Annotated in this window: 16 protein-coding genes and 1 pseudogene; 14 read left to right on the plus strand and 3 right to left on the minus strand. The window is 73.7% G+C overall.

Annotated elements, in window-relative coordinates; translation table 11 throughout:
• On the minus strand, positions 1–1,319 hold a 1,319-nt coding region (locus ACWGH4_RS03335), incomplete at its 3' end, for an FUSC family protein (RefSeq protein WP_453454967.1).
• A gap of 539 nt (positions 1,320–1,858) precedes the next feature.
• Between ACWGH4_RS03335 and ACWGH4_RS03340 the strand changes: the two genes are divergently transcribed.
• From ACWGH4_RS03340 to ACWGH4_RS03360, 5 genes are all read left to right on the plus strand, one after another.
• A complete protein-coding gene (locus tag ACWGH4_RS03340) occupies positions 1,859–2,521 on the plus strand; it encodes a dienelactone hydrolase family protein (protein ID WP_441265858.1) in 663 nt (220 codons plus the stop codon).
• Positions 2,522–2,587: 66 nt separating this feature from the next.
• Positions 2,588–4,012, plus strand: a complete 1,425-nt coding sequence (locus ACWGH4_RS03345; RefSeq protein WP_453454971.1) for an FAD-dependent oxidoreductase — start codon at positions 2,588–2,590, stop codon at positions 4,010–4,012.
• Positions 4,013–4,165: 153 nt separating this feature from the next.
• Positions 4,166–6,886 carry a SpoIIE family protein phosphatase gene (locus tag ACWGH4_RS03350; RefSeq protein WP_453454974.1) on the plus strand — a complete coding sequence of 907 codons (2,721 nt, stop codon included), beginning with the start codon at positions 4,166–4,168 and terminating at the stop codon, positions 6,884–6,886.
• A 94-nt stretch (positions 6,887–6,980) separates the two neighbouring features.
• Positions 6,981–7,463, plus strand: a complete 483-nt coding sequence (locus ACWGH4_RS03355) for an Lrp/AsnC ligand binding domain-containing protein (RefSeq protein ID WP_441265860.1) — start codon at positions 6,981–6,983, stop codon at positions 7,461–7,463.
• A gap of 25 nt (positions 7,464–7,488) precedes the next feature.
• Positions 7,489–8,175: an HAD-IA family hydrolase gene (locus ACWGH4_RS03360; RefSeq protein ID WP_441265861.1), complete on the plus strand. Its 687-nt coding sequence runs from the start codon at positions 7,489–7,491 to the stop codon at positions 8,173–8,175.
• Positions 8,176–8,226: 51 nt separating this feature from the next.
• Here the strand turns inward: ACWGH4_RS03360 and ACWGH4_RS03365 are convergent, their stop codons facing one another.
• Entirely contained in the window at positions 8,227–9,435 is a 1,209-nt protein-coding gene (locus ACWGH4_RS03365) for a PucR family transcriptional regulator (protein WP_453454979.1), read from the minus strand.
• On the minus strand, positions 9,432–9,584 hold the full coding sequence (locus ACWGH4_RS03370; RefSeq protein ID WP_453454982.1) for a hypothetical protein: 153 nt from the start codon (positions 9,582–9,584) through the stop codon (positions 9,432–9,434). The genes ACWGH4_RS03365 and ACWGH4_RS03370 overlap by 4 nt, the downstream gene beginning before the upstream one ends.
• Positions 9,585–9,768: 184 nt before the next feature.
• Here ACWGH4_RS03370 and ACWGH4_RS03375 point away from each other — a divergent pair, with 184 nt between their 5' ends.
• The 9 genes and pseudogenes from ACWGH4_RS03375 to ACWGH4_RS03415 all read left to right on the plus strand — a co-directional run bounded on the left by ACWGH4_RS03375 (position 9,769) and on the right by ACWGH4_RS03415 (position 21,118).
• Entirely contained in the window at positions 9,769–10,752 is a 984-nt protein-coding gene (locus tag ACWGH4_RS03375) for a DUF3068 domain-containing protein (RefSeq protein WP_453454985.1), read from the plus strand.
• 166 nt (positions 10,753–10,918) lie between these two features.
• Positions 10,919–12,124 carry a glycosyltransferase family 4 protein gene (locus ACWGH4_RS03380; RefSeq protein ID WP_453454988.1) on the plus strand — a complete coding sequence of 402 codons (1,206 nt, stop codon included), beginning with the start codon at positions 10,919–10,921 and terminating at the stop codon, positions 12,122–12,124.
• Positions 12,121–12,840 carry a class I SAM-dependent methyltransferase gene (locus tag ACWGH4_RS03385; protein ID WP_453454991.1) on the plus strand — a complete coding sequence of 240 codons (720 nt, stop codon included), beginning with the start codon at positions 12,121–12,123 and terminating at the stop codon, positions 12,838–12,840. Before ACWGH4_RS03380 ends, ACWGH4_RS03385 begins: the two co-directional genes overlap by 4 nt.
• Positions 12,837–17,108: an alpha-(1->3)-arabinofuranosyltransferase domain-containing protein gene (locus ACWGH4_RS03390; protein ID WP_453454993.1), complete on the plus strand. Its 4,272-nt coding sequence runs from the start codon at positions 12,837–12,839 to the stop codon at positions 17,106–17,108. Before ACWGH4_RS03385 ends, ACWGH4_RS03390 begins: the two co-directional genes overlap by 4 nt.
• Complete coding sequence (locus ACWGH4_RS03395) at positions 17,108–18,409, plus strand: condensation protein (RefSeq protein ID WP_453454995.1); 1,302 nt, start codon at positions 17,108–17,110, stop codon at positions 18,407–18,409. Before ACWGH4_RS03390 ends, ACWGH4_RS03395 begins: the two co-directional genes overlap by 1 nt.
• Positions 18,406–19,125: a class I SAM-dependent methyltransferase gene (locus tag ACWGH4_RS03400; RefSeq protein ID WP_453454997.1), complete on the plus strand. Its 720-nt coding sequence runs from the start codon at positions 18,406–18,408 to the stop codon at positions 19,123–19,125. Before ACWGH4_RS03395 ends, ACWGH4_RS03400 begins: the two co-directional genes overlap by 4 nt.
• Before the next feature lie 5 nt (positions 19,126–19,130).
• Positions 19,131–20,009: pseudogene (locus tag ACWGH4_RS03405) on the plus strand (hypothetical protein); the annotation flags it as partial.
• Between the two features lie 108 nt (positions 20,010–20,117).
• On the plus strand, positions 20,118–20,327 hold the full coding sequence (locus ACWGH4_RS03410; RefSeq protein WP_159694254.1) for a Trm112 family protein: 210 nt from the start codon (positions 20,118–20,120) through the stop codon (positions 20,325–20,327).
• Positions 20,324–21,118, plus strand: coding sequence for an FkbM family methyltransferase (locus tag ACWGH4_RS03415; RefSeq protein ID WP_453454999.1), 795 nt, complete (start codon positions 20,324–20,326; stop codon positions 21,116–21,118). Before ACWGH4_RS03410 ends, ACWGH4_RS03415 begins: the two co-directional genes overlap by 4 nt.
• Positions 21,119–21,140: the final 22 nt, after the last annotated feature.

A 21,140-nucleotide genomic window follows, 5' to 3' on the forward strand; every position in this document is an offset into this window, starting at 1 on the left:
CGCCGGCAGGCCGCCGCGAGGCGGGCGTCGTGCGAGGCCTGGGGATCGGCCGCGACCGCGGCCAGCCCCCGCACCTCGCGGGCGCAGTCGTCGAGGAGCGCCAGCACCCGGCGGGCACGCGCCTTGCGGGCACGAAGCGGCGAGAGGGGGTGCGTCAACGGCGCGAGCGACAGCCGGACCCTGGCGAGCAGCCCTTCCAGCTCGGTGACGTGCGGGGCCGGGTCGGCGTCCACGGTGCCGGCCAGACGTGCGGCGGCCTCCGCGGTACAGCGGTGCACACTGCGCACGGCCTGCTCGATCCAGGCGTGGGTGGTGGCGTGCGTGGTGACGGGAAGGACGAGCAGCACGGCGAGCATCGCGCCCGCCGCGCCCACGGCCGTCTCGGCGAGGCGGAGCAGGAGCAGCGCCGGCCCGAGGAAGCCGAGGAGCCCGTACAGCAGGCTGACCAGGACCGTCACGGCGAACATCATCCAGCTGTACGAGACGGCGGCGGTGTAGAAGATGCCGAAGACGCACGCCGCGGTGAGCACTGCCGTGGGGACGGTCGCCCCGTGCAGCGGGACGGCGACGAGAACACCGGCGCCGATCCCGAGGAACGTACCGAGGACCCGGCGGAAGCCGCGGACCAGCGTCTCCCCGCGCGAGGAGGTGTTGACGAACACCCACCAGGAGGCGCCGACGGCCCAGTACCAGCGGTCACCGGAGACGATCTGGCCGACGACCAGCGCGAAGGCCCCGCCCGCCACCGCCTGGACGGCCTGCCGTGTGGTGATCCGGGCGAGCCCCGAGCCGCCGGGCAGTGCCGGGACGACCGGCGGCGGCATCCGCCGCTCGTAGCACCAGAGCCCGAAGCGGACGGCCGAGGCCGCCAGTACGGCCAGGATCACGGCGGCGTACACCTCGGGGAGCTGCCGGGGCGCGGTGTGCAGGAACTGCGCCACGAAGAAGGTCATGAAGGCGAAGGTGCCGAGCGCGTGGCCGCGCGGACCCCAGCGCCGGGCATACACACCGGCGCCGGCCACGGCGAGGAAGGCCAGGTCGCGGGGCACGGCGTGATCGTGCAGGCCGGCGGCGAGAGCCAGTACGGGAAGGCCGACGGCGGGCAGCAGCGCGGTGGTGACGGCCTGGCCGCGGACCGTGCGGTCCGTGACGGTGAACAGGGCGAGGAGCGCGGAGAGCCCGCCGGTGACGACCGCGGGCAGAGCGAGACCGGCGAGAGCGCAGACCGCGACCGCCAGGCCGACGCCGAGCACGGCCCGGGCGGCGCTGCGCAGGCGCAGCCGTCCGGGATCCGCGGCGACGAACATCCTCTTCAGCACTGCTTACCGTCCCCTTTTCGTTCGGGCATGAAAAAGGCGCCACGGATTCCCGCAGCGCCATCGACACGTCTATGACACCATCCGGCGGCCCGCTGGCTCAACTCATCCGTGTCAGACTGTGCCATTGGCCCAGCGGAGCGCACGGTCGTCGGCCGCGGAGCCGGCCATTGGCCCACGGCCCCCGGCATTGCCCGACCGAGGGACCCCGGAGCACAGCGCCGGCACCGTCCCGCCCGCAGCCCTCGCGCGACCCCGCCCAGCCCCTCACACCCGCCACCCGCCCGGCCATGGCCGCCGCGCCGCTCCCTCCGTGGCACGCACCCGCCCGCCGCGTTGCCCCCGCTCGCGCCGACCCTGCCCCCACCCGCGCACTTTCCGCCGTCGGGTCTTCGCCGTCCGTCGGGTCTTCGCCGTCCAGTGGGTCTTCGCCGTCCATGGGTACCCGCCGACTTCCGGACGGCGGCGGCAGCACGGGCCGAGGCGGCACCGACAGAAGGGCGGCCGGCGTACCGGACGACAGGCACAGGAGGTGCGGTCCCATGGCAACGGCAACGGAGACGGTCGCCATCGACGCCGGCGACGTCACCCTGACGGGTGATCTGGTGCTGCCGGAGGCGGCTCCGGGCATCGTGTGCTTCGCCCACGGGAGCGGCAGCTCGCGGCACAGCCCGCGCAACCGGCAGGTGGCGGAGACGCTGCAGCGGGCCGGCCTCGGCACGCTGCTCATGGACCTCCTCAGCGAGGAGGAGGAACGCGTGGACCGGGTGACCGCCGAGCTGCGCTTCGACATCCCGCTGCTCGGCCGGCGGGTCACGGCGGCCGTCGACCGGCTCACGGAACGGCCGGACACCGGGTCCCTGCCGGTGGGTCTCTTCGGCGCGAGCACGGGCGCCGCCGCCGCACTCGTCGCGGCAGCGGCCAGGGCGGACCGGGTGAGCGCCGTGGTGTCCCGCGGCGGCCGCCCGGACCTGGCGGGCACCGCGCTCGGCCGGGTTCGGGCTCCGGTTCTGCTGATCGTGGGCGGGGAGGACCGCGAGGTGCTCGAGCTGAACGAGCAGGCCGCCGAGCAGCTGACCGCCGAGTACCGGGTCCATGTGATCCCGGGCGCGACCCATCTCTTCGAGGAACCGGGGACCTTGGAGGCGGCGGCGGACGCGGCCCGGGACTGGTTCCTGCGCATGGGCGGTGCAGGAGGGCGGTGAGCCGGCGCGCGGCCACCGCGATACTGGTCGTGCTCGATCGGCTTGCTGACCACGAGAGGCATACGCATGGTGGACGACGCGCAGGGGAACGGCAGTTGGGGGCGGCGGGGCACAGGCGGGCGGCACGCTGTCGTCGTCGGCGGGAGCCTCGCCGGGCTGCTGGCCGCGCATGTGCTCGCGGATCACGCCGACACGGTGACGCTCGTCGAGCGGGACCGCTTGCCCGAGGACGCCGCACCGCGCCCCGGTGTTCCGCAGGGACGGCACCCCCATGTACTCCTGGAGGGCGGTCAGCTCGCGCTGGAGGACCTGCTGCCCGGTTTCATGGCCGAGTTGAGGGCGTCGGGTGCGCCCCGGATCGGTATGCCGTCGGACATGGTCCAGTGGCAGGGCGGCCATTGGTTCAGCCGCACGGAGGCCACGACGCACCTCTACACCGGCTCGCGCGGGCAGGTGGAGCATCTGGTGCGCCGGCGTGTCCTCGCCCGGCCCTCGATCCGGGTGCTCGCCTCGACCGAGGCCGTCGGCCTGCTCGGCGACCCCACGCGCGTACGGGGCGTCCTGGTGCGCGACCGTGGCGCGGGGGCCGGCCAGGAGCCGCGGCCGCTGGAGGCGCACCTGGTGGTGGACGCTTCGGGACGGGCATCGCGCGCCCCCCAGTGGCTGTCGGCGATCGGGGCTGAGCCGGCGCAGGAGGAGACCATCGACACGGGCCTCGCGTACGCCTCCCGCGTCTATCACAACGGGAGCGGCAATCTCGGTTCCCAGTCGCTCGGTTACTACGTCCTGCCCGGTCCGTCGCAGGTGCACGGGGGCGGGGTGCTGCCGTTGGAGGACGGCCGCTATCTGGTGGCCCTTTCGGGCCTGCGGGGTGACGAACCCCCCACGGACGAGGAGGGCTTCACCGCGTACGCGGCCCGCCTCCCGCACCCCTTCATCCACGACTGGCTGCGCGAGGCGCGGCCGGAGGCACCGGCGTTCGGCTTCCGCGGCACGTCGAACCTGCGCCGCCGCTACGACCGGCCGGGCCGCCGTCCCGCCGGTTTCCTCGCCACGGGCGACGCGCTGTGCACGTTCAACCCCATCTACGGGCAGGGCATGGCGGTGGCCGCGATGAGCGCGGTGGCACTGCGCGACGCGCTGGCCGACCCTCGCCGTACACCGACGACACGCCGGATCCAGCGTGCGCTGCTGGAGGCGTCACGGCAGGCGTGGGACATCTCGGCGGGGGCGGACAAGAAGATGCCCGGGGCGGTGGGCAGCGCCGTCGCCGCCAGGCCGGCCGACCGGGCTGCCGGCTGGTACCTGTCCCGCGTCCAGCACCGCTACCCGGGCGACCCGGTCGTCGGACGGGCGTTCCGTTCCGTGCTGACGCTGACCACTCCGCTCAGCACCCTGTTCGCGCCGAAGGTGCTCCGGGCGGTGCTCCTCGGCCCGCCGCCCAGGACGCCCGCCGAGCCCCCGATGACAAGGGAGGCCACGTTGCGCTGAGAGTTACCGCCTCCGTGCGGCGACGCCCGGAAAGCGCCTCAAGTGTTAGAAAAGAGACATGACCGGGCCGACCGCTCGGTCCGGAGTGCGGTAAGTGGCTCTCGTCGGCGCGTCAGCCCGGCGTCGGCGCCCATCTCCGGGAAGTGGAGCGCTATGAACGGGCACAGGCCCGACACATCGAGGCGCCCGCTGTGGGGACCGCGGGAGTCCCTGCTGGGCGCGCGCAGCGTCGCCGGGCAGGTACTCCTCCTGCAGATGGTGGTCGCCGTGCTGCTGATCATCGCCGCGGTGGCCGCGCTGGTGATCCAGGCACGGACCCACAGCGAGCAGGACGCGGAGAACCGCTCCCTGGCGACGGCGGCGGCCTTCGCCCACGCTCCCGGAACGGCGGCAGCGCTCAGGTCGCCGGACCCCACTGCCGCGCTCCAGCCGCTCATCGACGGCGCGAGCCGGGAGGCGGGCGTCGACTTCATCACCGTGATGTCGAAGAACGGCACCCGCTTTGCCGACACCGACCCCCGTCTGATCGGCGCGCGGAACCTGGGCGTCGAGCGGGCCGCCGCAGGTCAGGCCTTCACCGAGATCTACGAAGGCGCTCCCAGCGACGCGGCACGGGCGGTCGTCCCCGTCGTCGACTCCCAGGGCACCGTCATCGGCCTGGTCGGGGCCGGCGTCCAGATCGAGAACGTGGGTAACGCGGTGGACCGGCAGCTCCCGATGCTCCTGTTCTCCGCCGCCGGTGCGCTGGCGCTGGCCACGGGCAGCGCCCTCCTGGTGAGCCGCCGGCTGAGACGCCAGACGCACGGCATCGGTCCCGCCGAGATGACCCGGATGTACGAGCACCACGACGCGGTCCTGCACGCGGTGCGCGAAGGCGTTCTGATCGTCGGGGGCGACGGGCGGCTGATGCTGGCCAACGACGAGGCCCGCAGGCTCCTCGAACTGCCGCCGGACGCGGACGGACGCCTCGTCACCGACCTGGGCCTCGACAGCGGCATCGCCGCTCTGCTGGCCTCCGACCGTGCCGTGACCGACGAGGTGCACGCGGCCGGGGACCGGCTGCTCGCGGTCAGCACCCGCCCCACCGCTCCGTACGGCGGGCACTCCGGCAATGTGGCGACCCTGCGGGACACCACGGAACTGCGGGCCCTGTCCGGCACGGCCGAGACCGCCCGGCAGCGACTGAAGATCCTCTACGACGCCGGCGGACGGATCGGCACCACGCTGGACGTGGTGCGGACCGCGGAGGAGTTGTCCCGTGTGGCGGTCCCGCGGTTCGCGGACTTCGTCACGGTCGAGCTGCTGAATCCGGTGCTGCACGGTGACGAGCCGTCGGGTGCTCCGACGGAGATGCGCCGTGCCGCGCTGACCGGCATCCGCGCGGACCACCCGTTCCAGCCGGTCGGTGACGTGATCCGCTTCCTGTCCCCGGCCACGCCGATGGCCGAGGCTCTGTCGGGCGGGCACGCGGTGCTCGAGGCCGATCTGACCGTCGCGGACGGCTGGCGCGCCCAGGACCCGGAAGGGGCGGACAACGCCCTCGCGTACGGCGTCCACTCGCTGATCACGGCTCCCCTTCAGGCCCGCGGCGTGGTGCTGGGGATGGTCAACTTCTGGCGCTCGGCGCGCGCGGAGCGCTTCGGCGAGGAGGATCTGTCCTTCGCCGAGGAACTGGCGACACGGGCCGCCGTCGCCATCGACAACGCACGCCGCTTCACGCGCGAGCACACGATGGCCGAAACCCTCCAGCGCAGTCTGCTGCCCCATGGCCTGCCCAGTCAGACCGCCGTCGACATCGCCTACCGGTACCTGCCGGCGCAGGCCCGGGTCGGCGGCGACTGGTTCGACGTCATCCCGCTGCCGGGGGCGCGGGTCGCTCTCGTCGTCGGGGACGTGGTGGGCCACGGACTGCACGCCGCGGCGACGATGGGCCGGCTGCGCACCGCGGTCCACAACTTCTCCACCCTCGACCTGCCGCCGGACGAACTCCTCGCCCGTCTCGACGAATTGGTCGGCCGTATCGACCAGGACGAGCCGGGCGGGGGCACTGAGGGGATCACCGGCGCCACCTGCCTCTACGCCATCTACGACCCGGTCTCCGGTCTGTGCACGCTGGCGACGGCCGGGCATCTGCCGCCGGCCCTCGTGCGCCCGGACGGCAGCGTGGAGTTCCTGCGCCTGCCCGTGTCCCCGCCGCTGGGCCTGGGCGGCCTGCCGTTCGAGTCAGCGGAGGTGCGGCTGCCCGAGGGGAGCCGTCTCGTCCTGTACACCGACGGTCTCGTGGAGCATCGCGACCGCGATCTGGACGCCGGTTTCCACGCGCTGAGCACGACGCTGGCAGGCCGACAGGACGCGACCCCCGAGGAGACCTGCGAGGCCGTGTTCGACGCCATGGTGCCGGCGACCCGGCGGGACGACATCGCCCTGCTGGTGGCCCGCACCCGGCTGATCGACAGGAGCCGGATCGCGACCTGGGACGTACCGCGCGACCCCGCGGCCGTGGCGCCCGTCCGCAGCGCGTGCAGCCGGAAGCTGGACGAGTGGGGGCTCGAGGAGGCCGGATTCACCACCGAGCTGGTGCTGAGCGAGCTGATCACCAACGCCATCCGGTACGGGAGCGAGCCGATCCGCGTGCGGCTGCTGTACGAGCGGACCCTCATCTGCGAGGTGTCCGACGGCAGCAGCACCTCGCCGCACCTGAAACGGGCGGCCACCACCGACGAGGGCGGCCGCGGCCTGTTCCTGGTGGCCCAGCTGTCCGCGCGGTGGGGAACGAGGTACACGGCGACCGGCAAGGTGATCTGGACGGAACAGTCGCTGACCGACGGGCAGCTGCCGACCGGCGGCACGCTGCTGGACGACTTCGACTGGTGAACGTCGGGCGCACCGGCCGGGCACCGGCCCGGCCGACTGGGCCATTGGTACCGTGGAGGTCCGGAAAACGCGCCGCGGAAGGGCCCGACGGACCATGGCGGTGGACGAGCTCGACACCCGCATCCTGCGTCTGCTGATCGAGCAGCCGCGCACCAGCGTGCGCGAGTACGCCCGCATCCTCGGCATCGCCCGCGGGACGCTGCAGGCCAGGATCGACCGCCTCGAGCGCGACGGCGTGATCACCGGGACGGGCCCCTACCTCTCCCCCGGCGCGCTGGGGCATCCGGTGCTGGCCTTCGTGCACATCGAGGTCACCCAGGGGCATCTGGACGAGGTGGGCGACGCCCTGGCGGCCGTGCCGGAGATCATCGAGGCGTTCTCGATCACGGGCGGCGGAGACCTGCTGACCCGGGTCGCCGCACGGGACAACGGGCATCTCGAGGACGTGATCCAGCGGCTGATCAATCTGCCCGGCGTGGTGCGGACCCGTACCGAGATGGCCCTGCGCGAGCGGGTGCCCTACCGGCTGCTGCCGCTGGTCGAGGCGGTCGGCCGGTCGGCCGGTGCGCCGCGCTGAACCGGCGCTTGGCATGCTGGACGGCATGAGCACTGCGCGTACCCCTTCGGTCATCTTCGATCTCGACGGCACACTCGTGGACAGCGAGCCGAACTACTTCGAAGCGGGGCGCCGGGTCCTCGCGGCGCACGGAGTGCTCGATTTCGACTGGGAGCAGCACACGCGGTTCATCGGCATCGGCACGCGCGAGACGCTGGAGATCCTGCGTGCCCGGTACGCCATCGACGCGCCGCTCGACGACCTGCTGGCCGCGAAGAACCGCGCCTACCTGGAGCTGGCGGGTGCCTCGACGGACGTGTTCCCGCAGATGCGCTCGTTCGTGGAGCGCCTGTCGGCCCGGGGCGTGCCGATGGCGGTGGCCTCTGGCTCGTCCCGGGCCGCCATCGAGGCCGTGCTCGCCGTCACCGGTCTCGCCACGCACATCGCCGTGACGGTCTCCGCGGAGGAGGTCGGGCGCGGCAAGCCGGAGCCCGACGTCTTCCTGGAGGCGGCGCGTCGCCTGGCCGCGGCGCCGGGCGACTGCGTGGTCGTGGAGGACGCGCCGCCGGGGGCGGCGGCCGCCCGCGCGGCGGGCATGCGGTGCATCGCCGTGCCGTACGTGGAGGACACGGCCGAGGACACGGCGTTCCTGGCGGCGGACCTGCTGTTCAAGGGCGGGCAGCGGGAGTTCACGGCGGAGGCCGCGTACGGGTGGGTCATGGGTGAGGCGTGAGGCGTGTACGCGTGGTTCACGCGCAAGGGTGACGGCGGCAGGGCGCACCGCTCAGGCGCCGCCCTCCCCCAGTTGCCCGCGCAGCCGTTGGGCGCGCAGCACGAGGAGCATCTCGAAGCGTCGGTCGGGGTCGTCGATCACGTCGCCCCACAGTTCGCGGATCTGCCGCAGCCGGTAGCGGGCCGTCTGAGGGTGGATGCCGAGGCGGTGCGCCACCTCGGGTGCCCCGCCCGCGGTCTCCATCCAGGCGAGCAGGGTCTCCGCCAGACGGCGGGCCTGGGCGGGGGCCGCGTCACGCAGCGGCGCGAGGCAGCGGTGGGCCGCCGCGTCGATCAGCTCCCCCGACGGCAGTAACACCAGTTCCTCCGTGCGCTCCGTGCAGTGCAGCACCTCGCCGTCCGGCAGCAGTCCGCTCTCGATGAGACGGACCGCCGTCTCCGCCCAGCGCAGCGACCTGGCGGCCGCCGCGAGCGGCACCGGCGGGCCGATCGCGCCCGACCAGCCGGCCGTGGCGCGGCGCAGGGTCTCCGAGCGGCCGGCGGTGCACGGTTCCGGTACGACGATGCGGGGCTGCTCGCTCTCCATGTCGAGGAGGATGCCCGGCTCGACGGCCGGTGCGACGGCTTCCCTGGCGGGGCGCACCAGGACGCCGACGGCGACGGTGGCCGGGAGTTCCCAGCTGATCCGGGCCGCCCGTTCGGCCAGGGTCCCGGCCGGGTCGCCGCGATGCTCCACGAGCAGCAGGTCGATCAACTGGCGTTGCAGGCGCAGCCGTTCGCCCGCGCGGCGGGCCGCGGCCTCGGCGTAGCCGCGTACCGACTGTTCCACGAGGCCGTCCAGGTACTCGAAGCCGGATTCGGCGAGTTCGTACATGGCGGGCGCGGCGATGTCGACCTGCTGCCCTATCTCGGCGAACCGCCGCCAGGCGAGTCTGACGCCGAGCCGGTAGGTGGCCTGGAGCGAGTCGAGGCTGCGGCCGCCGCGTCCCTCGCCGCGGCCGAACTCCTGGAAGACGTCCGGCGGTACGCGGGGACGCCCGGCGCCGGACGCCAGATTGTGTACGAAGCCTTCGATGGCCCGGCGGATGCCGACGAGCGCCATCGGCTCGCCGGACTCGTCCCCGACGAGCTTCAACTGGGGGTGCTCGCGCCGTATCTCACCGAGGATCTCCTCGGCCAGCTCCTGTGCTCCGGCCAGGGCGATGGCGGAGAAACGGTCGACCTGCGCCTTGGGCACCTCGCTCCACGCGGGACGGGTCATCGGGCGGGCCGGCCGGTGTCGTAGCTGATCAGTGGGGTGTTCGGCTGTTCCGGGGTGGCCTGCAGCGCGGCCACGATGCCCAGCGCCGTGCCCACGGCGAGCGCCGTGGCCAACACTGCGGTGACGGCGGCGGCAAGAAGTCTGCGCATGTCGGGTCAGCTCCTAGCTGGAGGCGATCCCCACCCGTCGGCCGGCCCCCACCGGCTGAACGCACAGTGTTGACAGTACATTGACATTCCGTCAAGTGGCTGCCTACTGTTCTGAGCCCTTGAGGGCTGACCGGCCCGGGGTCCGTGCATCTCCCTGCGAATTCTTTCGATCCAGGAGTGCCGGATGCGCCGTACTGCTTCACCGACCTCGCTTCTGCTCTTCGGGGCAGGGGTGTTCCTGCTCGTGCTGGCTCCCCTTCTCGCCTGGTACGTGGCACCACAGGCCAAGCGGACACCTGTCGACGTCGACACCACGACCGTGTTCACCGGCGCCGGCAGCTACTTCGACACCTCCAAGGTGAGAACCGTGCACGGGCAGCGGATCACGGTGACCCGCCAGGTGCGGGGCGACGTGGCCGACAGCGAGAAGAGCGGCAACGCCGTGTGGGACGTCTCCACGTCCGTCGACAGCGACGCCACACTGCCGGCGGCCGACACCCGCGACTCCTTGCAGTGGACGCTGGAGCGCTGGGTGACCGACCGTGCCACCAACGAGCCGGTGCACTGCTGCGACGAGTCCCCCGCCTTCGACGGCGAGGCCTACCTGAAGTTCCCCTTCGACGTCGAGAGGCGCTCCTACCGCTGGTGGGACGGCACGCTCGGCGGCGTGATCAGGCTCCGCTACAGCGGCACGGCCAAGGTCCAGGGGTACGAGGGGCTGCGGTTCACCGGCAGCGTGCCGCCGACCAGGACCGGGGTGCGCCAGGTGCCGGGGCGGCTGGTCGGCAGGGCCAGGGCCCCGCAGGTGCTGGCCGAGGAGTGGTACGCGAACAGCGGCGTCGAGCTGGTCGTGGACCGGCGCACCGGCCGTATCGTGCACGCCGCCATCGGTCCCCGTAAGACGCTGCGCGCGCCGGGGTCGGACAAGGACGCGGTGGTGCTGCTGGAGAGCGAGCGGCTCGAGTTCACCGCGGAGACACAACGGCAGCAGGTCGCGCTGGCCTCGCGCGACAGCGGCAAGCTCGCCCTCATCGGCTCGACCGCTCCGGTGGGCGCGGCGGCGCTGGGCGCCTTGCTCGCGGTGATCGGCGCCGCGCTGGTGGCACGCGGTCGCCGTCCGGCTCCGGACCGCGCGAATGCTCACCTGATGACGAGTCCGCCCGCCTGAGAGCGGCAGAAGTTGTCATACCGGTGAGTAGCCGCGCGCCGACGGCGTATCCAAAACTGGCTGTCCCCACCACAGCACGGCCCCCCCCGGTCACCCCCCACCCTCCCCCGACCATGCACCGCCATCCCCTTTTCCCCTCCGCACCCTGAAACGAGTTGGAGCACCCATGCCCCAGCACGTACCTCCCCCACTGCTCGAGGCGCCGCAGCAGCCGCCGGCCCACGCACACCACCGCCGGCCAGTGCTGCCGGAGTTGTCCGAAAGCCCCCGGCACATCGTGTTCCTCGCCCATCGCGACCTCGGCAACACCGCCGCGGGCGGCTCCGAACTGCTCGTCGACCAGCTCGCGCAGGGCCTCACCGCGCGCGGCCACCGGATCACCCTGCTGTGCGGCGGACCCGCCGTGCACCGGTCGTACCGGGTGGTGTCCGCCGGCGGCACGCTCGGGCACTACGCCGGCGCACGGTCCGCGTTCGCCCGGCAGGTCGGCGAGTGCGACCTGCTGGTCGAGGTCTGCAACGGCATGCCCTACCTGAGCCCCCTCTGGCACCGCGGTCCCACCGTCTGCCTGGTCAACCACGTCCACACCGAGCTCTGGGACATGCGCTTCCCGCCACCCGTCGCCCGGGCCGGCCGGCTGCTCGAGCACTGGGCGCTCGCCCGCGCGCACCGCGGCAACCTCATGGTGGCCGTCTCCCCGTCCACGGCCGGCGCCCTGCGCGCGATCGGCGTGCCCGACCGGCAGATCCGCGTGGTGCACAACGGCGTCGACGAACCGGCCGCGCGCAGCCCCCGCTCGCGGACGCCGATGTTCCTGGCGCTCGGCCGGCTGGTCGACTACAAGCGCATCGATCTGCTGCTGCACCTGTGGGAACGGGTCCGGCCGGTCACCGGCGGCCGACTCTTCATCGTCGGCGACGGACCCGAGCGGGCCCGTCTGGAGCGACTCGCCGGTGAGGGCGTCGAGTTCACCGGCCATGTGCCGGAGGAGGAGAAGCACCGCCTGCTCTGCGAGTCGTGGCTGCTGCTGCATCCCGCGGCCGTCGAGGGCTGGGGTCTCGTGGTGACGGAGGCGGGCGCGCGCGGCACGCCCACGCTGGGCTTCGACGTACCCGGCCTGCGTGATTCCGTCCAGGACGGCGTCACGGGTCTGCTGTGCCGGGGCGAGTCGTCGTTCGCCGCGGCCTGGTGCACGCTGGCGCTCGACTGCGACCGGCGCGAGGACATGGGGAAGGCCGCCGCCGAACGGGCCGCCGCGTTCCGCTGGAGCAGCACGGTGCGGCAGTTCGAGGCCGTGGCCGCGGAAGCGGTGCGCCGCTCACCTGCCCCGCAGGGCGGGGCGCTCGCCGTCACGAACGGCGCGCGGACGTGAAGGATCCTTCGTTCCGGCGTTCCCTCACCCTCTTCCGGGCGTTCCTGCGCGAACAGGCCGACCCGGACTCCGCCTACGGGCTGCTCGCCCGCGACGCGGCCGACCAGGTGGAGCGCCATGTGAAGCTGGACGGCCGGGTCGTCGTCGACGTCGGCGGCGGCAGCGGTCACTTCACCCGCGAGTTCAGACGGCGCGGCGCCCACAGCTACCTCTTCGAGCCGGACGCCGCCGAACTGGCGGCCGAGCCCTCCGAGGGAACGGTCGTCGCCGACGGATACCTCCTTCCCCTCGCCGAGGGCGCGGCCGACGTCTGTTTCTCGTCGAACGTGCTGGAACACGTCGCCGACCCGCGGACCTTCCTGAGCGAGATGGTCCGGGTCACCCGCCCCGGCGGCCTTGTCTACGTCTCGTTCACCAACTGGCTCTCGCCCTGGGGCGGTCACGAGTGGGCGCCCTGGCACTATCTGGGCGCCGAGCGGGCCCGTGCCCGGTACGAGCGCCGCAGCGGACGCGCCGCGAAGCACCGGCTCGGCGAGAACCTCTTCGAGATCGGTGTCGGCTCGACACTGCGCCATGTCAGGGGCCGCGACGATGTGGACCTCGTCTGCGCGCGCTCGCGGTACTGGCCGGTCCTGCCGGAGCTCGTCCCGCGGGTGCCGGGCCTGCGTGAGTTCGCCACCTGGAACCTCCTCCTCATTCTCCGGCGGTGTTCATGACCAGCGCTGTCCACACACGACCGCCCGCCCGTCCCGCGGCCGGGGGCCCGCCCTCCGACCGGCCGCCGGGGCCCCGGTCGCGCCGGTGGCTGCTGGGCTTCTGGGCAGCGGTGTTCGTGGCCTTCCTGGCGGTGTCGCCGGGCCGCATGACGTTCGAGACGAAGCTCGGCGTCGTCGCGGACCCGTGGCAGTTCCTCAGCGACCTGAGCGGGCTGTGGCACGACCGGTCCGGTTTCGGCGGCATCACCGACCAGTACGTCGGCTACGTCGTCCCCATGCTGCCGTTCCACGCCCTGGCCGATCTGCTCCAGCTGCCCGTCTGGCTCGCGGAGCGGCTGTGGCTCTCGATCGTGGTGACGACGGCCTTCTGGGGCGCGCTGCGGCTGGCCGAACGGCTGGGGACCGGATCGCCGGGCAGCAGGCTCCTCGGCGCGGCCGTCTACGCCCTGTGGCCCACGTACACGATCGTCGTCGGCTCGACCTCCGCGGCCGCGCTGCCCGGCGCGATGCTGCCGTGGGTGCTGCTGCCGCTGACGAACCCGCACACCCCGCCGCGGATCGCCGCCGCCCGCTCCGCGCTGCTGATCCCGCTCATGGGCGGTGTGAACGCCGCGTCGACACTGGCGTCGCTGCTGCCCGTCGGGCTCTACCTGCTGTGCCGGCCCGGCGGGCCGCGCAAGCGGGCGCTCATCGCCTGGTGGACCCCCTTCGTGGTCCTCGCGACCGCCTGGTGGATCGTTCCGCTGCTGCTCCTCGGCACGTACGGCGAGAACTTCATGCCGTACGTGGAGTCCTCGCAGACCACCACCGCCACGATGTCGGCGACCGAGGTGCTGCGCGGCGCGGGCAACTGGGTCGGCTATCTCAACTTCGGCGAGGCGTGGCTCCCGGCCGGCTGGACCGTCGCCACCTCGTCCGTGGCCGTCCTGTGCTCGGCGTTCGCCGCGGCACTGGGGCTCGCCGGTCTCGCCCGGCGTGACCTGCCCGAACGCCGCTGGCTGGTGGTGACCGTGCTGACCGTCGGCCTCGTCACGCTGGCCGGGTACGGCGGGGCGCTCGGCGGCCCCTTCCACGGGGCCGTGCAGGACTGGCTGAACGGCCCGCTGGTGCCGTTCCGCAACATCTACAAGTTCCAGACGGGAGCCGCCCTTGCCCTGGCGCTGGGCCTCATGCACCTGACCGCCGTCGTCTCCCTCTCCGCGCGGGTCCGCGGGCGCCGGCTCGTCCCGGCGGCGGCCCTGCTCGTACTGCCGGGCCTGTGCTGGCCGTACGTCAACGGCTCGGTCCTCCAGCCCGGTTCGTTCCAGCGGCTGCCCGCGTACTGGGAGACGACCGCCGACTGGCTGGCGGACAACGCGGCACAGGACCGGGCCCTCGTCGTGCCGGCGACCGCGCACGGCATCTACACCTGGGGCTCGCCCATCGACCAGCCGCTCGACGTCCTCGCCCGCTCGCCATGGGCGCAGCGGGACTACGTGCCCTTCGGCACACCGGGCAACCGCCGTGCGATGGACGCCGTCGAGCAGGCGCTCACCTCCGGCGGCGAGGTACCGGGCCTGAGCGCCTTTCTGCACCGGGCCGGACTGCACCACGTCGTGGTACGCAACGACCTCGACCCCCGCCAGCTGGGCCATGTCCCGACCACCACGGTGAAACGGACCCTGGAGGCTTCCGGATACCGGCGCGTCGCGGGCTTCGGCCCGGTGCTGACGGGCGGACGGATCGCCGACGACACACCGGTCCAGGTGGAGGGGCTGTTCCCGCGGCAGCGGGCCGTGGAGATCTACGAACCGGCGGCGGGCACCGCACGCCCCGGCAAGGCCCGGCTGACCCCGGTGTCGGCGGCGGCCGTCGTCAGCGGCGGTCCCGAGTCCCTGCTGCCGCTGTCCGCCGGCGGGCGGCTCGACGGCCGGCCGGCCGTACTCGCCGGCGATGAACTTCCGGGTGTGGACCGGCCGTCGATGTACGCGGCGGGCGACGGGATGCGCCGCGCCGACACCCGCTTCGGACTGGTCAACTCGAACACGTCCCACACCTACACCCGCGAGGAACGCAACGCCCCCGAGGCGGTGCAGGACCCCGGCGCCGAGCCCCGGCAGATCCTGCCCCTGCCGGGCTCCGGGCACCAGACCACCGCCGTGCTGCGGGGCGCCGCGTCGGTGACCGCGTCGTCCGCCGGGAACTGGCTCTTCCACCTGCCGCAGTACGACCCGGTCAACGCCTTCGACGGCAATCCCGGCACCGGCTGGGCGGAGGGCTCGCCCGGATCGCCGGCGGGCGAATGGATCAGGATCGACTTCAACGGCCCGACCGGCGTCCCGGCCACGCTCCGGCTGGCCCCGCTGCCCAGCGGCAACGTCCGGGCCGCGCCGACGGCCGTCCGCGTCGAGACCGACCTCGGCAGCCGTACGAGCACGCTGCGGCCCGACGGCTCGGTGCAGGACGTCGACGCCCCTGCGGGCGCCGCGACCTGGCTGAAGGTCACCGTCCTGGAGTCGCAGCAGGGCCGTCCCGGACTGACCGGCGCCGGGTTCGCCGAGATCTCCGTGCCGGGCGTCCAGGTCACGCGCATGCTCCAGCTTCCCGAGGACGCACCGAAGGAGACCGGCGGCTCCGTCGTCTACTCGCTCCAGCGCGGCAGCGACCCGGGCGGACTGTCCGCCGTGGCCGCCGAGGTGGGGCTGCACCGGCAGTTCACCGCGGCCCGCTCCGGCCCGTACACCGTCCGTGCCGCCGCGCTGCCCGTGCCGGGCGAAGCGCTGGACAAGCTGCTGTTCGACCTCACCGGGCAGCGCGACAAGATCGTCGCGAGCGCCGACTCGACGGCGGCCCTGGGGACCAACCTCAGCCCGCGCAACCTCACGGACGGCGACCTCACCACGGCCTGGATCGCCGGTGAACGTCCCGTGCTCCATCTGTCCTGGCCGAAGAAGACCTCGGTCGGCGAGATGGTCTTCGCGGCGGCCGGCGGGCTCTCCACCCGGCCGGAACAGGTGCAGATCAGCTCGCCCGACGGGACCGCCGTCGCCGCGGTGGACGAGAACGGCATGGCCCGCTTCCCGCCCATCACCACCGACCGGATGGACATCACCGTCTCGCGGACCGCGCCGCTCACCCTGCACAACCCGGTCGCCGACGACGAGTTGCAGCTTCCGGTCGGCCTGAGCGAGATCCACATCCCGGCCCTCAAGGAGTTCCGCGCACCGCAGCCGGACCCGGAGCGGACGTTCACGCTGCCCTGCGGCAAGGGGCCGGTCCTCTCCGTCGACGGGCAGTTCCTCGAGACCCGTGCCGAAGGACGGGTGGGAGACCTGACCGGGCGCCGGCCCGTCGAGGTCTCCCTCTGCACGGACGGGAGCCGGGTGGACCTCGACGAGCGGACCCACACGGTCGAGGCCGGAGACGCGGGCCCCCTCGCCGTCACCGGCGTCACGCTCACGACCGGCACGCCGGCGTCCGCCGCGGGCGCCGGGACCGAACGCGCCCTGGAGGTCCGGGAAGGCACGGGCGACCACCGGTCCGTGCGGGTCGGGCCGGGAGACGCCTCGTACCTCCAGCTCCACGAGAACCACAACCCGGGCTGGAAGGCCACGCTGGACGGCGAGGAGCTGACACCCCTGAGGATCGACGGCTGGCAGCAGGCCTGGCTGGTCCCCGCCGGGCAGGGCGGCACGGTGAAGCTCGAGTACGAGCCGTCGTGGATGTACCGCGCCGGCCTGGCGGGCGCCGGGCTGCTGCTCGCCGTGCTGGTGTGCCTCGCGCTCGTCGGACGGCGCGACCGGGCTACGGAGCACCCTGCGGCGGCCCCTCCCGCGCCCGGGCCGCTGCTCGGCGTCGTCGCCCTGACCCTGGTGGCCGTGGTGGTCGCCGGCCCCGTGGCGGTGGTGGTGCCCGTGCTGGCGGTCCTGGCGTGGCTGCGGCCGGCGTTCCTCGTACCGCTCGCGTTCACGGCGATGGCCGGAGCCGGCGCGGTGGCCGCGCTGGGAGCCGGCGACGGGCTGTCGCCGGACCGGGGCGCGTACGGGCCGGCGGCTCAACTCCTCGCCCTCACCGCCCTGTTCGCCGCTCTCGTGAGCGTGGGGCGGGAACGTGGCCGTCCCACCGGCGCCCACCGGTCCGGCGGAGGGCCCGCCGCGCCGGGCCCTGACGGCCGTCCACCCGGTGCCGGCACACCGGAACCAGGTCCGCCAGGGCCGCCCGGCGTGCCCGCGCCGCCGACCGCCGGCAGCGGCGGACCGCCGCGCCGGCATCCCGGAGGGAGTCTCTGATGGCGACGGTCGAGCGCCCCGTGTCCCCCCACGCGGCGGAACCGGAGCTGCCGCGGGTGCCGTTCCCCGTCGTCGACGAGGTCGCACGGCACTGCGCGCAGGACACGGAACCCAACACGGTCCACATCGAGATCCATCTCCCCGGCGCCGTCGAACCGGACCGGCTGCGCGCCGCTGGCGGCCCGGCTCTGGCCGGCGCCCCGCGGGCGCTGGGGGGCGCGGGGCCCCGCGGCCCGCTCGCACGGCGCTACGAGTGGGAGCTGACGCGCGGGCCCGACACGGAGGTGGTGACGTTTCCGCCGCGCGCGGCAGGTGCCCTCGTCCGGGCACGGGAACGCGCCCTCGCCGAGGCGCCGCCGCTGACATCCTCGCCGCCGCTGCGGCTCGAGGTCGTCGAGGAACCCGGCAGACCCGGCTGTGTGCTGGTGTTCACGCTCAACCACACGGCCCTCGACGGCCCCGCGTGCCTGCGGCTGGCGGCCACGGCCGCGGAGATCTACAGCGGCACACCGGCCCCTGCCGCACCCCCGCCGGCCCGGCCCGCGCCCCCCGGACGGCCGCACCGGGCGGACGGCCCCGCCCTGCCGGGCAGACCAGCGCGGGTCGCGGCGGGCACCCCGGGACCGGTGCCGGGCAACGCGATGCTCGTCACCGAACTGCCCGTGCCCCGGCGGGAGACAGGAGCCCCCTACACGGTCAACGACCAGCTGATGGTGGCCACCGCCCTCATGGTCGCCGACTGGAACCGGGCCCATGCCGCCCCACGCCGGCCGCTGCGCATCACCATGCCCGTGGACGACCGGAGCCGTGGCCCCGAGATGCCCATCGGCAACGGCACCCGGCTGGTCGAGGTCGGCTTCACGGCCGCCGAGACCGACGGCCTCGACCTCGCGCGACTGCTGCGCCGCACCGCGGAGCGGACCCGCGCCCTCAAAGCCGCACCCCGCCCTCAACTGGGGCACGGAGCCGCCCTGTTGACGCTTCCCGTACTGCCGGTCGCGGCGCGGGCCGGGCTCACCCGTGGTCTGCGGCTGCTGGCCGCGCCGTGGACATCGACGACACTGCTGAGCAACATCGGCCGCATCCCGTATCCGCTGGACTTCGGCGACGCCGGGCGGGCCTTCGCCGTCTGGTTCTCCGCGCCGGCCAGGATGCCGCGCGGCCTCACCGTCACCACCGCCGCCACGGGAGGCCGGCTCCATCTGGTGCTGCGGTGGTCGCGTTCGCTGCTCTGCGACGAGGACGGCGTACGGCTGCGCGAGCTGTTCGCCCACCATCTGAAGGCGACGGAGGCCCTGTGACCAGCACCGGCTCACCGGCCCTGCGGGATTTCTACGAGGATCCCGATGTCCCCGTCGCCTCCGGCGACGCCCGCAGCAGACGCCAGGCACGGCTGCTGGCCGACGCCCTCGGCCCGGCGACAGGGCGGCTCGTCGTCGACGTCGGATGCGGCGACGGCAGCGCGGCGCGGGCCGCGGCGCCGTACCTCGGCGGCCATCGGCTCGTCGGCGTCGACTGGTCGCACGACGCGCTGCGCCGTGCCCGGCCACACATCGGGAACGTGGTGCGCGGCGAGCTCGACCACGGGCTGCCGTTCGCCGACGGCTGCGCCGACGCGGTGCTGTTCAGCGAGGTCATCGAGCATCTCGTCGACCCGGACCACGCGCTGGACGAACTGCGCCGGATCCTGCGGCCGGCAGGCCATCTGATGCTCTCGACGCCGAACCTCGCGGCCTGGTACAACCGCGCCCTGCTGCTGGCCGGGGTGCAGCCGGTGTTCTCCGAGGTGAGCCTGCGCGGGATCCACGGCCGGCCCGGCTCGCAGGTCGTGGGCCACCTGCGGCTGTACACGGCCCGTGCCCTGCGCTCGTACCTCACGGCCGCCGGATTCCGCGAGGTGCGGATCACCGGCGCGCCGTTCCACGGGGTGCCGCGCGGGCTGCGGCTGCTGGACCGGGCGGCGTGCGCGGTGCCCGGCGCGGCGTCCATCCTCCTCGCGCACGCCCGGCGGGGGTAGCGGCCGTGTGGTGGGGCGTGGGCGCGGCGCTGATGGCCAATCTGCTGTACAGCGTGGGATTCGTCCTGGAGAAGAAGGCTCTCGGCCGGCTGCCCGCGCTCTCCGCGGGCAGGCCCGTGCACGTCGTCCTGGTGCTGCTGACCAGTCCGGCGTGGATCGCCGGATCGCTGGCACTGGCCGCCGGGTTCGCGGCCCAGCTGATCGTCTACCGGGCGCTGCCGATCGCAGCCGCCCAGGGAATCTTCGTTTCGGGACTCGTCCTGCTCCTGCTGCTCTCTTCGGCGGTGCTCGGCGAACAGCCGTCGGGCCGCGAACGCTACGCGCTCGGCGCGGTGCTCGTGGCGCTGCTGATGGTCGTCGCCTCCGTCCGGGAGGGCGAGGACACGGTGAGCGGCGGAGCTCCGTGGACGCTGGTGCTGCTGGTGAGCGTGCCGACCCTCGCCGCGGGCGTGTGGCTGTACGGCCGGGTCGAGCAGCGCTCCCGCAAGCGCCACCGACTGCCGACCAACGGCATCGGCTACGGCGTGGCCGTGGGTCTGCTGTACGGGGTCAGCTCCCTGGCGATCAAGGGCGCGTCGAGCAGGCTGACCACGGCCGACGTCGGCGACGCGGCCCGCTCGCTGTTCACCTCGCCCTACCCGTATCTGCTGATGTTCACGGCGGCGGCCGGTCTCGTCATGTCGCAGGCGGCGCTGCAGCGTTGCCGTGCCTCCCTCATCGTGCCCGTCTGCACCACGGTGACCTGTCTGTTCACGGCGGTGCTCGGGACGATCACCTTCGGGGAGCGGCTGCCGGAGGATCCGCTGCTGCTGACCCTGCGGGTGGCCGGCACGGCGCTGGCGCTGTCCGTGCTGCTCGCCCTCCCCCGCCACGATCCGGCCCCGCGTACGCAGGGACCGCCCCCGGTCGCCCGAACCCGACCGAACCGACCCGACCGACTGAACCGACCGACTGAACCGAAACCGAACCGCCGGAACCGTAAGGACGTTGCCATGGACGCCGACGACCCGCTGCTGCGCATCCTCGCCTGCCCGCTCGACAAGGGCCCCCTGACACTGCTCGGCGGACAGAACATCCTCTACAACCCGAGGCTGCAGCTGAGCTACCCCATCGTGGACGGCATCCCCCAGCTGCTTCCGTCGTCGGGGAGCAGGGTCACGGAGGACGACCACGCCAGGTACCTGCGGGCGGCCGCCGAGTGACCACTGTCGCGGCGGCGATCGCCTCCCGCCTGCCCACCCGCTGGGTCGGCTCCGCGGCCTGCGCCCTCTACCCGCGCTTCGAACCGGAACTGGGCCGGCTCGCCGACTTCTGCCCGCGAGGAGGCACGGCGATCGACATCGGCGGCTGGTACGGCCCCTGGTCCCGTCGGCTGGCCGCCCGCTGCGACCAGGTCGTGACCATGGAACCGGTGCCCCACCTCGCCCGGTACCTGCGGTCGACGCTGCCCGGCAACGCCCGGGTCGTGCAGGCGGCCGCCGGCGACCGGGAGACCACCGCCCGGCTGTGGCTGCCGGCGGGCGACCGCGGGGACCGGGGGGTCTCCTCGCTCGCCCGCCGGGACATCCACTCCCACAGCGTGGCCGTGCCGGCGGTCACCGTCGACAGCCTCGGCCTGTACGACGTGCGGTTCGTGAAGGTGGACGTGGACGGCGAAGAACTCCCGGCGCTCCTCGGCGCCGCGGGCCTGCTGCAACGGGACCGCCCGGCGCTCCTCGTCGAGCTGGAGACCCGCATCCGGCCCATCACCCCGGTGATCGCCCTGCTGACCGGGCAGGGCTACCGGGGCTGGGTACTGGCCGCCCGCTCGTGGATGCCGTTGGACGACTTCGACCTGGCCGGCCACCAGTCGAGGACCGAGCACCTCGTGCACCGGGGGCTGCTGCGCCGGGCACTGGCGCAGCGGGAAGGCCGGTACATCAATTCGGTGCTCTTCCTGCCGGAGGGACGCGTCCCCGGGGGCACGACGGTGCCCCGGCGACCACCCGCATGACCTTTATATGAGGGATTAATCA

It is taken from the genome of Streptomyces sp. NPDC054847 (assembly GCF_053610925.1).

Coding starts and splice junctions, on each gene's coding strand:
- ACWGH4_RS03375 (WP_453454985.1), top strand. CDS start 9,769: ATGCGCCGTACTGCTTCACCGACCTCGCTTCTGCTCTTCGGGGCAGGG.
- ACWGH4_RS03380 (WP_453454988.1), top strand. CDS start 10,919: ATGCCCCAGCACGTACCTCCCCCACTGCTCGAGGCGCCGCAGCAGCCG.
- ACWGH4_RS03345 (WP_453454971.1), top strand. CDS start 2,588: ATGGTGGACGACGCGCAGGGGAACGGCAGTTGGGGGCGGCGGGGCACA.
- ACWGH4_RS03355 (WP_441265860.1), top strand. CDS start 6,981: ATGGCGGTGGACGAGCTCGACACCCGCATCCTGCGTCTGCTGATCGAG.
- ACWGH4_RS03360 (WP_441265861.1), top strand. CDS start 7,489: ATGAGCACTGCGCGTACCCCTTCGGTCATCTTCGATCTCGACGGCACA.
- ACWGH4_RS03390 (WP_453454993.1), top strand. CDS start 12,837: ATGACCAGCGCTGTCCACACACGACCGCCCGCCCGTCCCGCGGCCGGG.
- ACWGH4_RS03370 (WP_453454982.1), bottom strand. CDS start 9,584: ATGCGCAGACTTCTTGCCGCCGCCGTCACCGCAGTGTTGGCCACGGCG.
- ACWGH4_RS03395 (WP_453454995.1), top strand. CDS start 17,108: ATGGCGACGGTCGAGCGCCCCGTGTCCCCCCACGCGGCGGAACCGGAG.
- ACWGH4_RS03410 (WP_159694254.1), top strand. CDS start 20,118: ATGGACGCCGACGACCCGCTGCTGCGCATCCTCGCCTGCCCGCTCGAC.
- ACWGH4_RS03340 (WP_441265858.1), top strand. CDS start 1,859: ATGGCAACGGCAACGGAGACGGTCGCCATCGACGCCGGCGACGTCACC.
- ACWGH4_RS03350 (WP_453454974.1), top strand. CDS start 4,166: ATGAACGGGCACAGGCCCGACACATCGAGGCGCCCGCTGTGGGGACCG.
- ACWGH4_RS03365 (WP_453454979.1), bottom strand. CDS start 9,435: ATGACCCGTCCCGCGTGGAGCGAGGTGCCCAAGGCGCAGGTCGACCGT.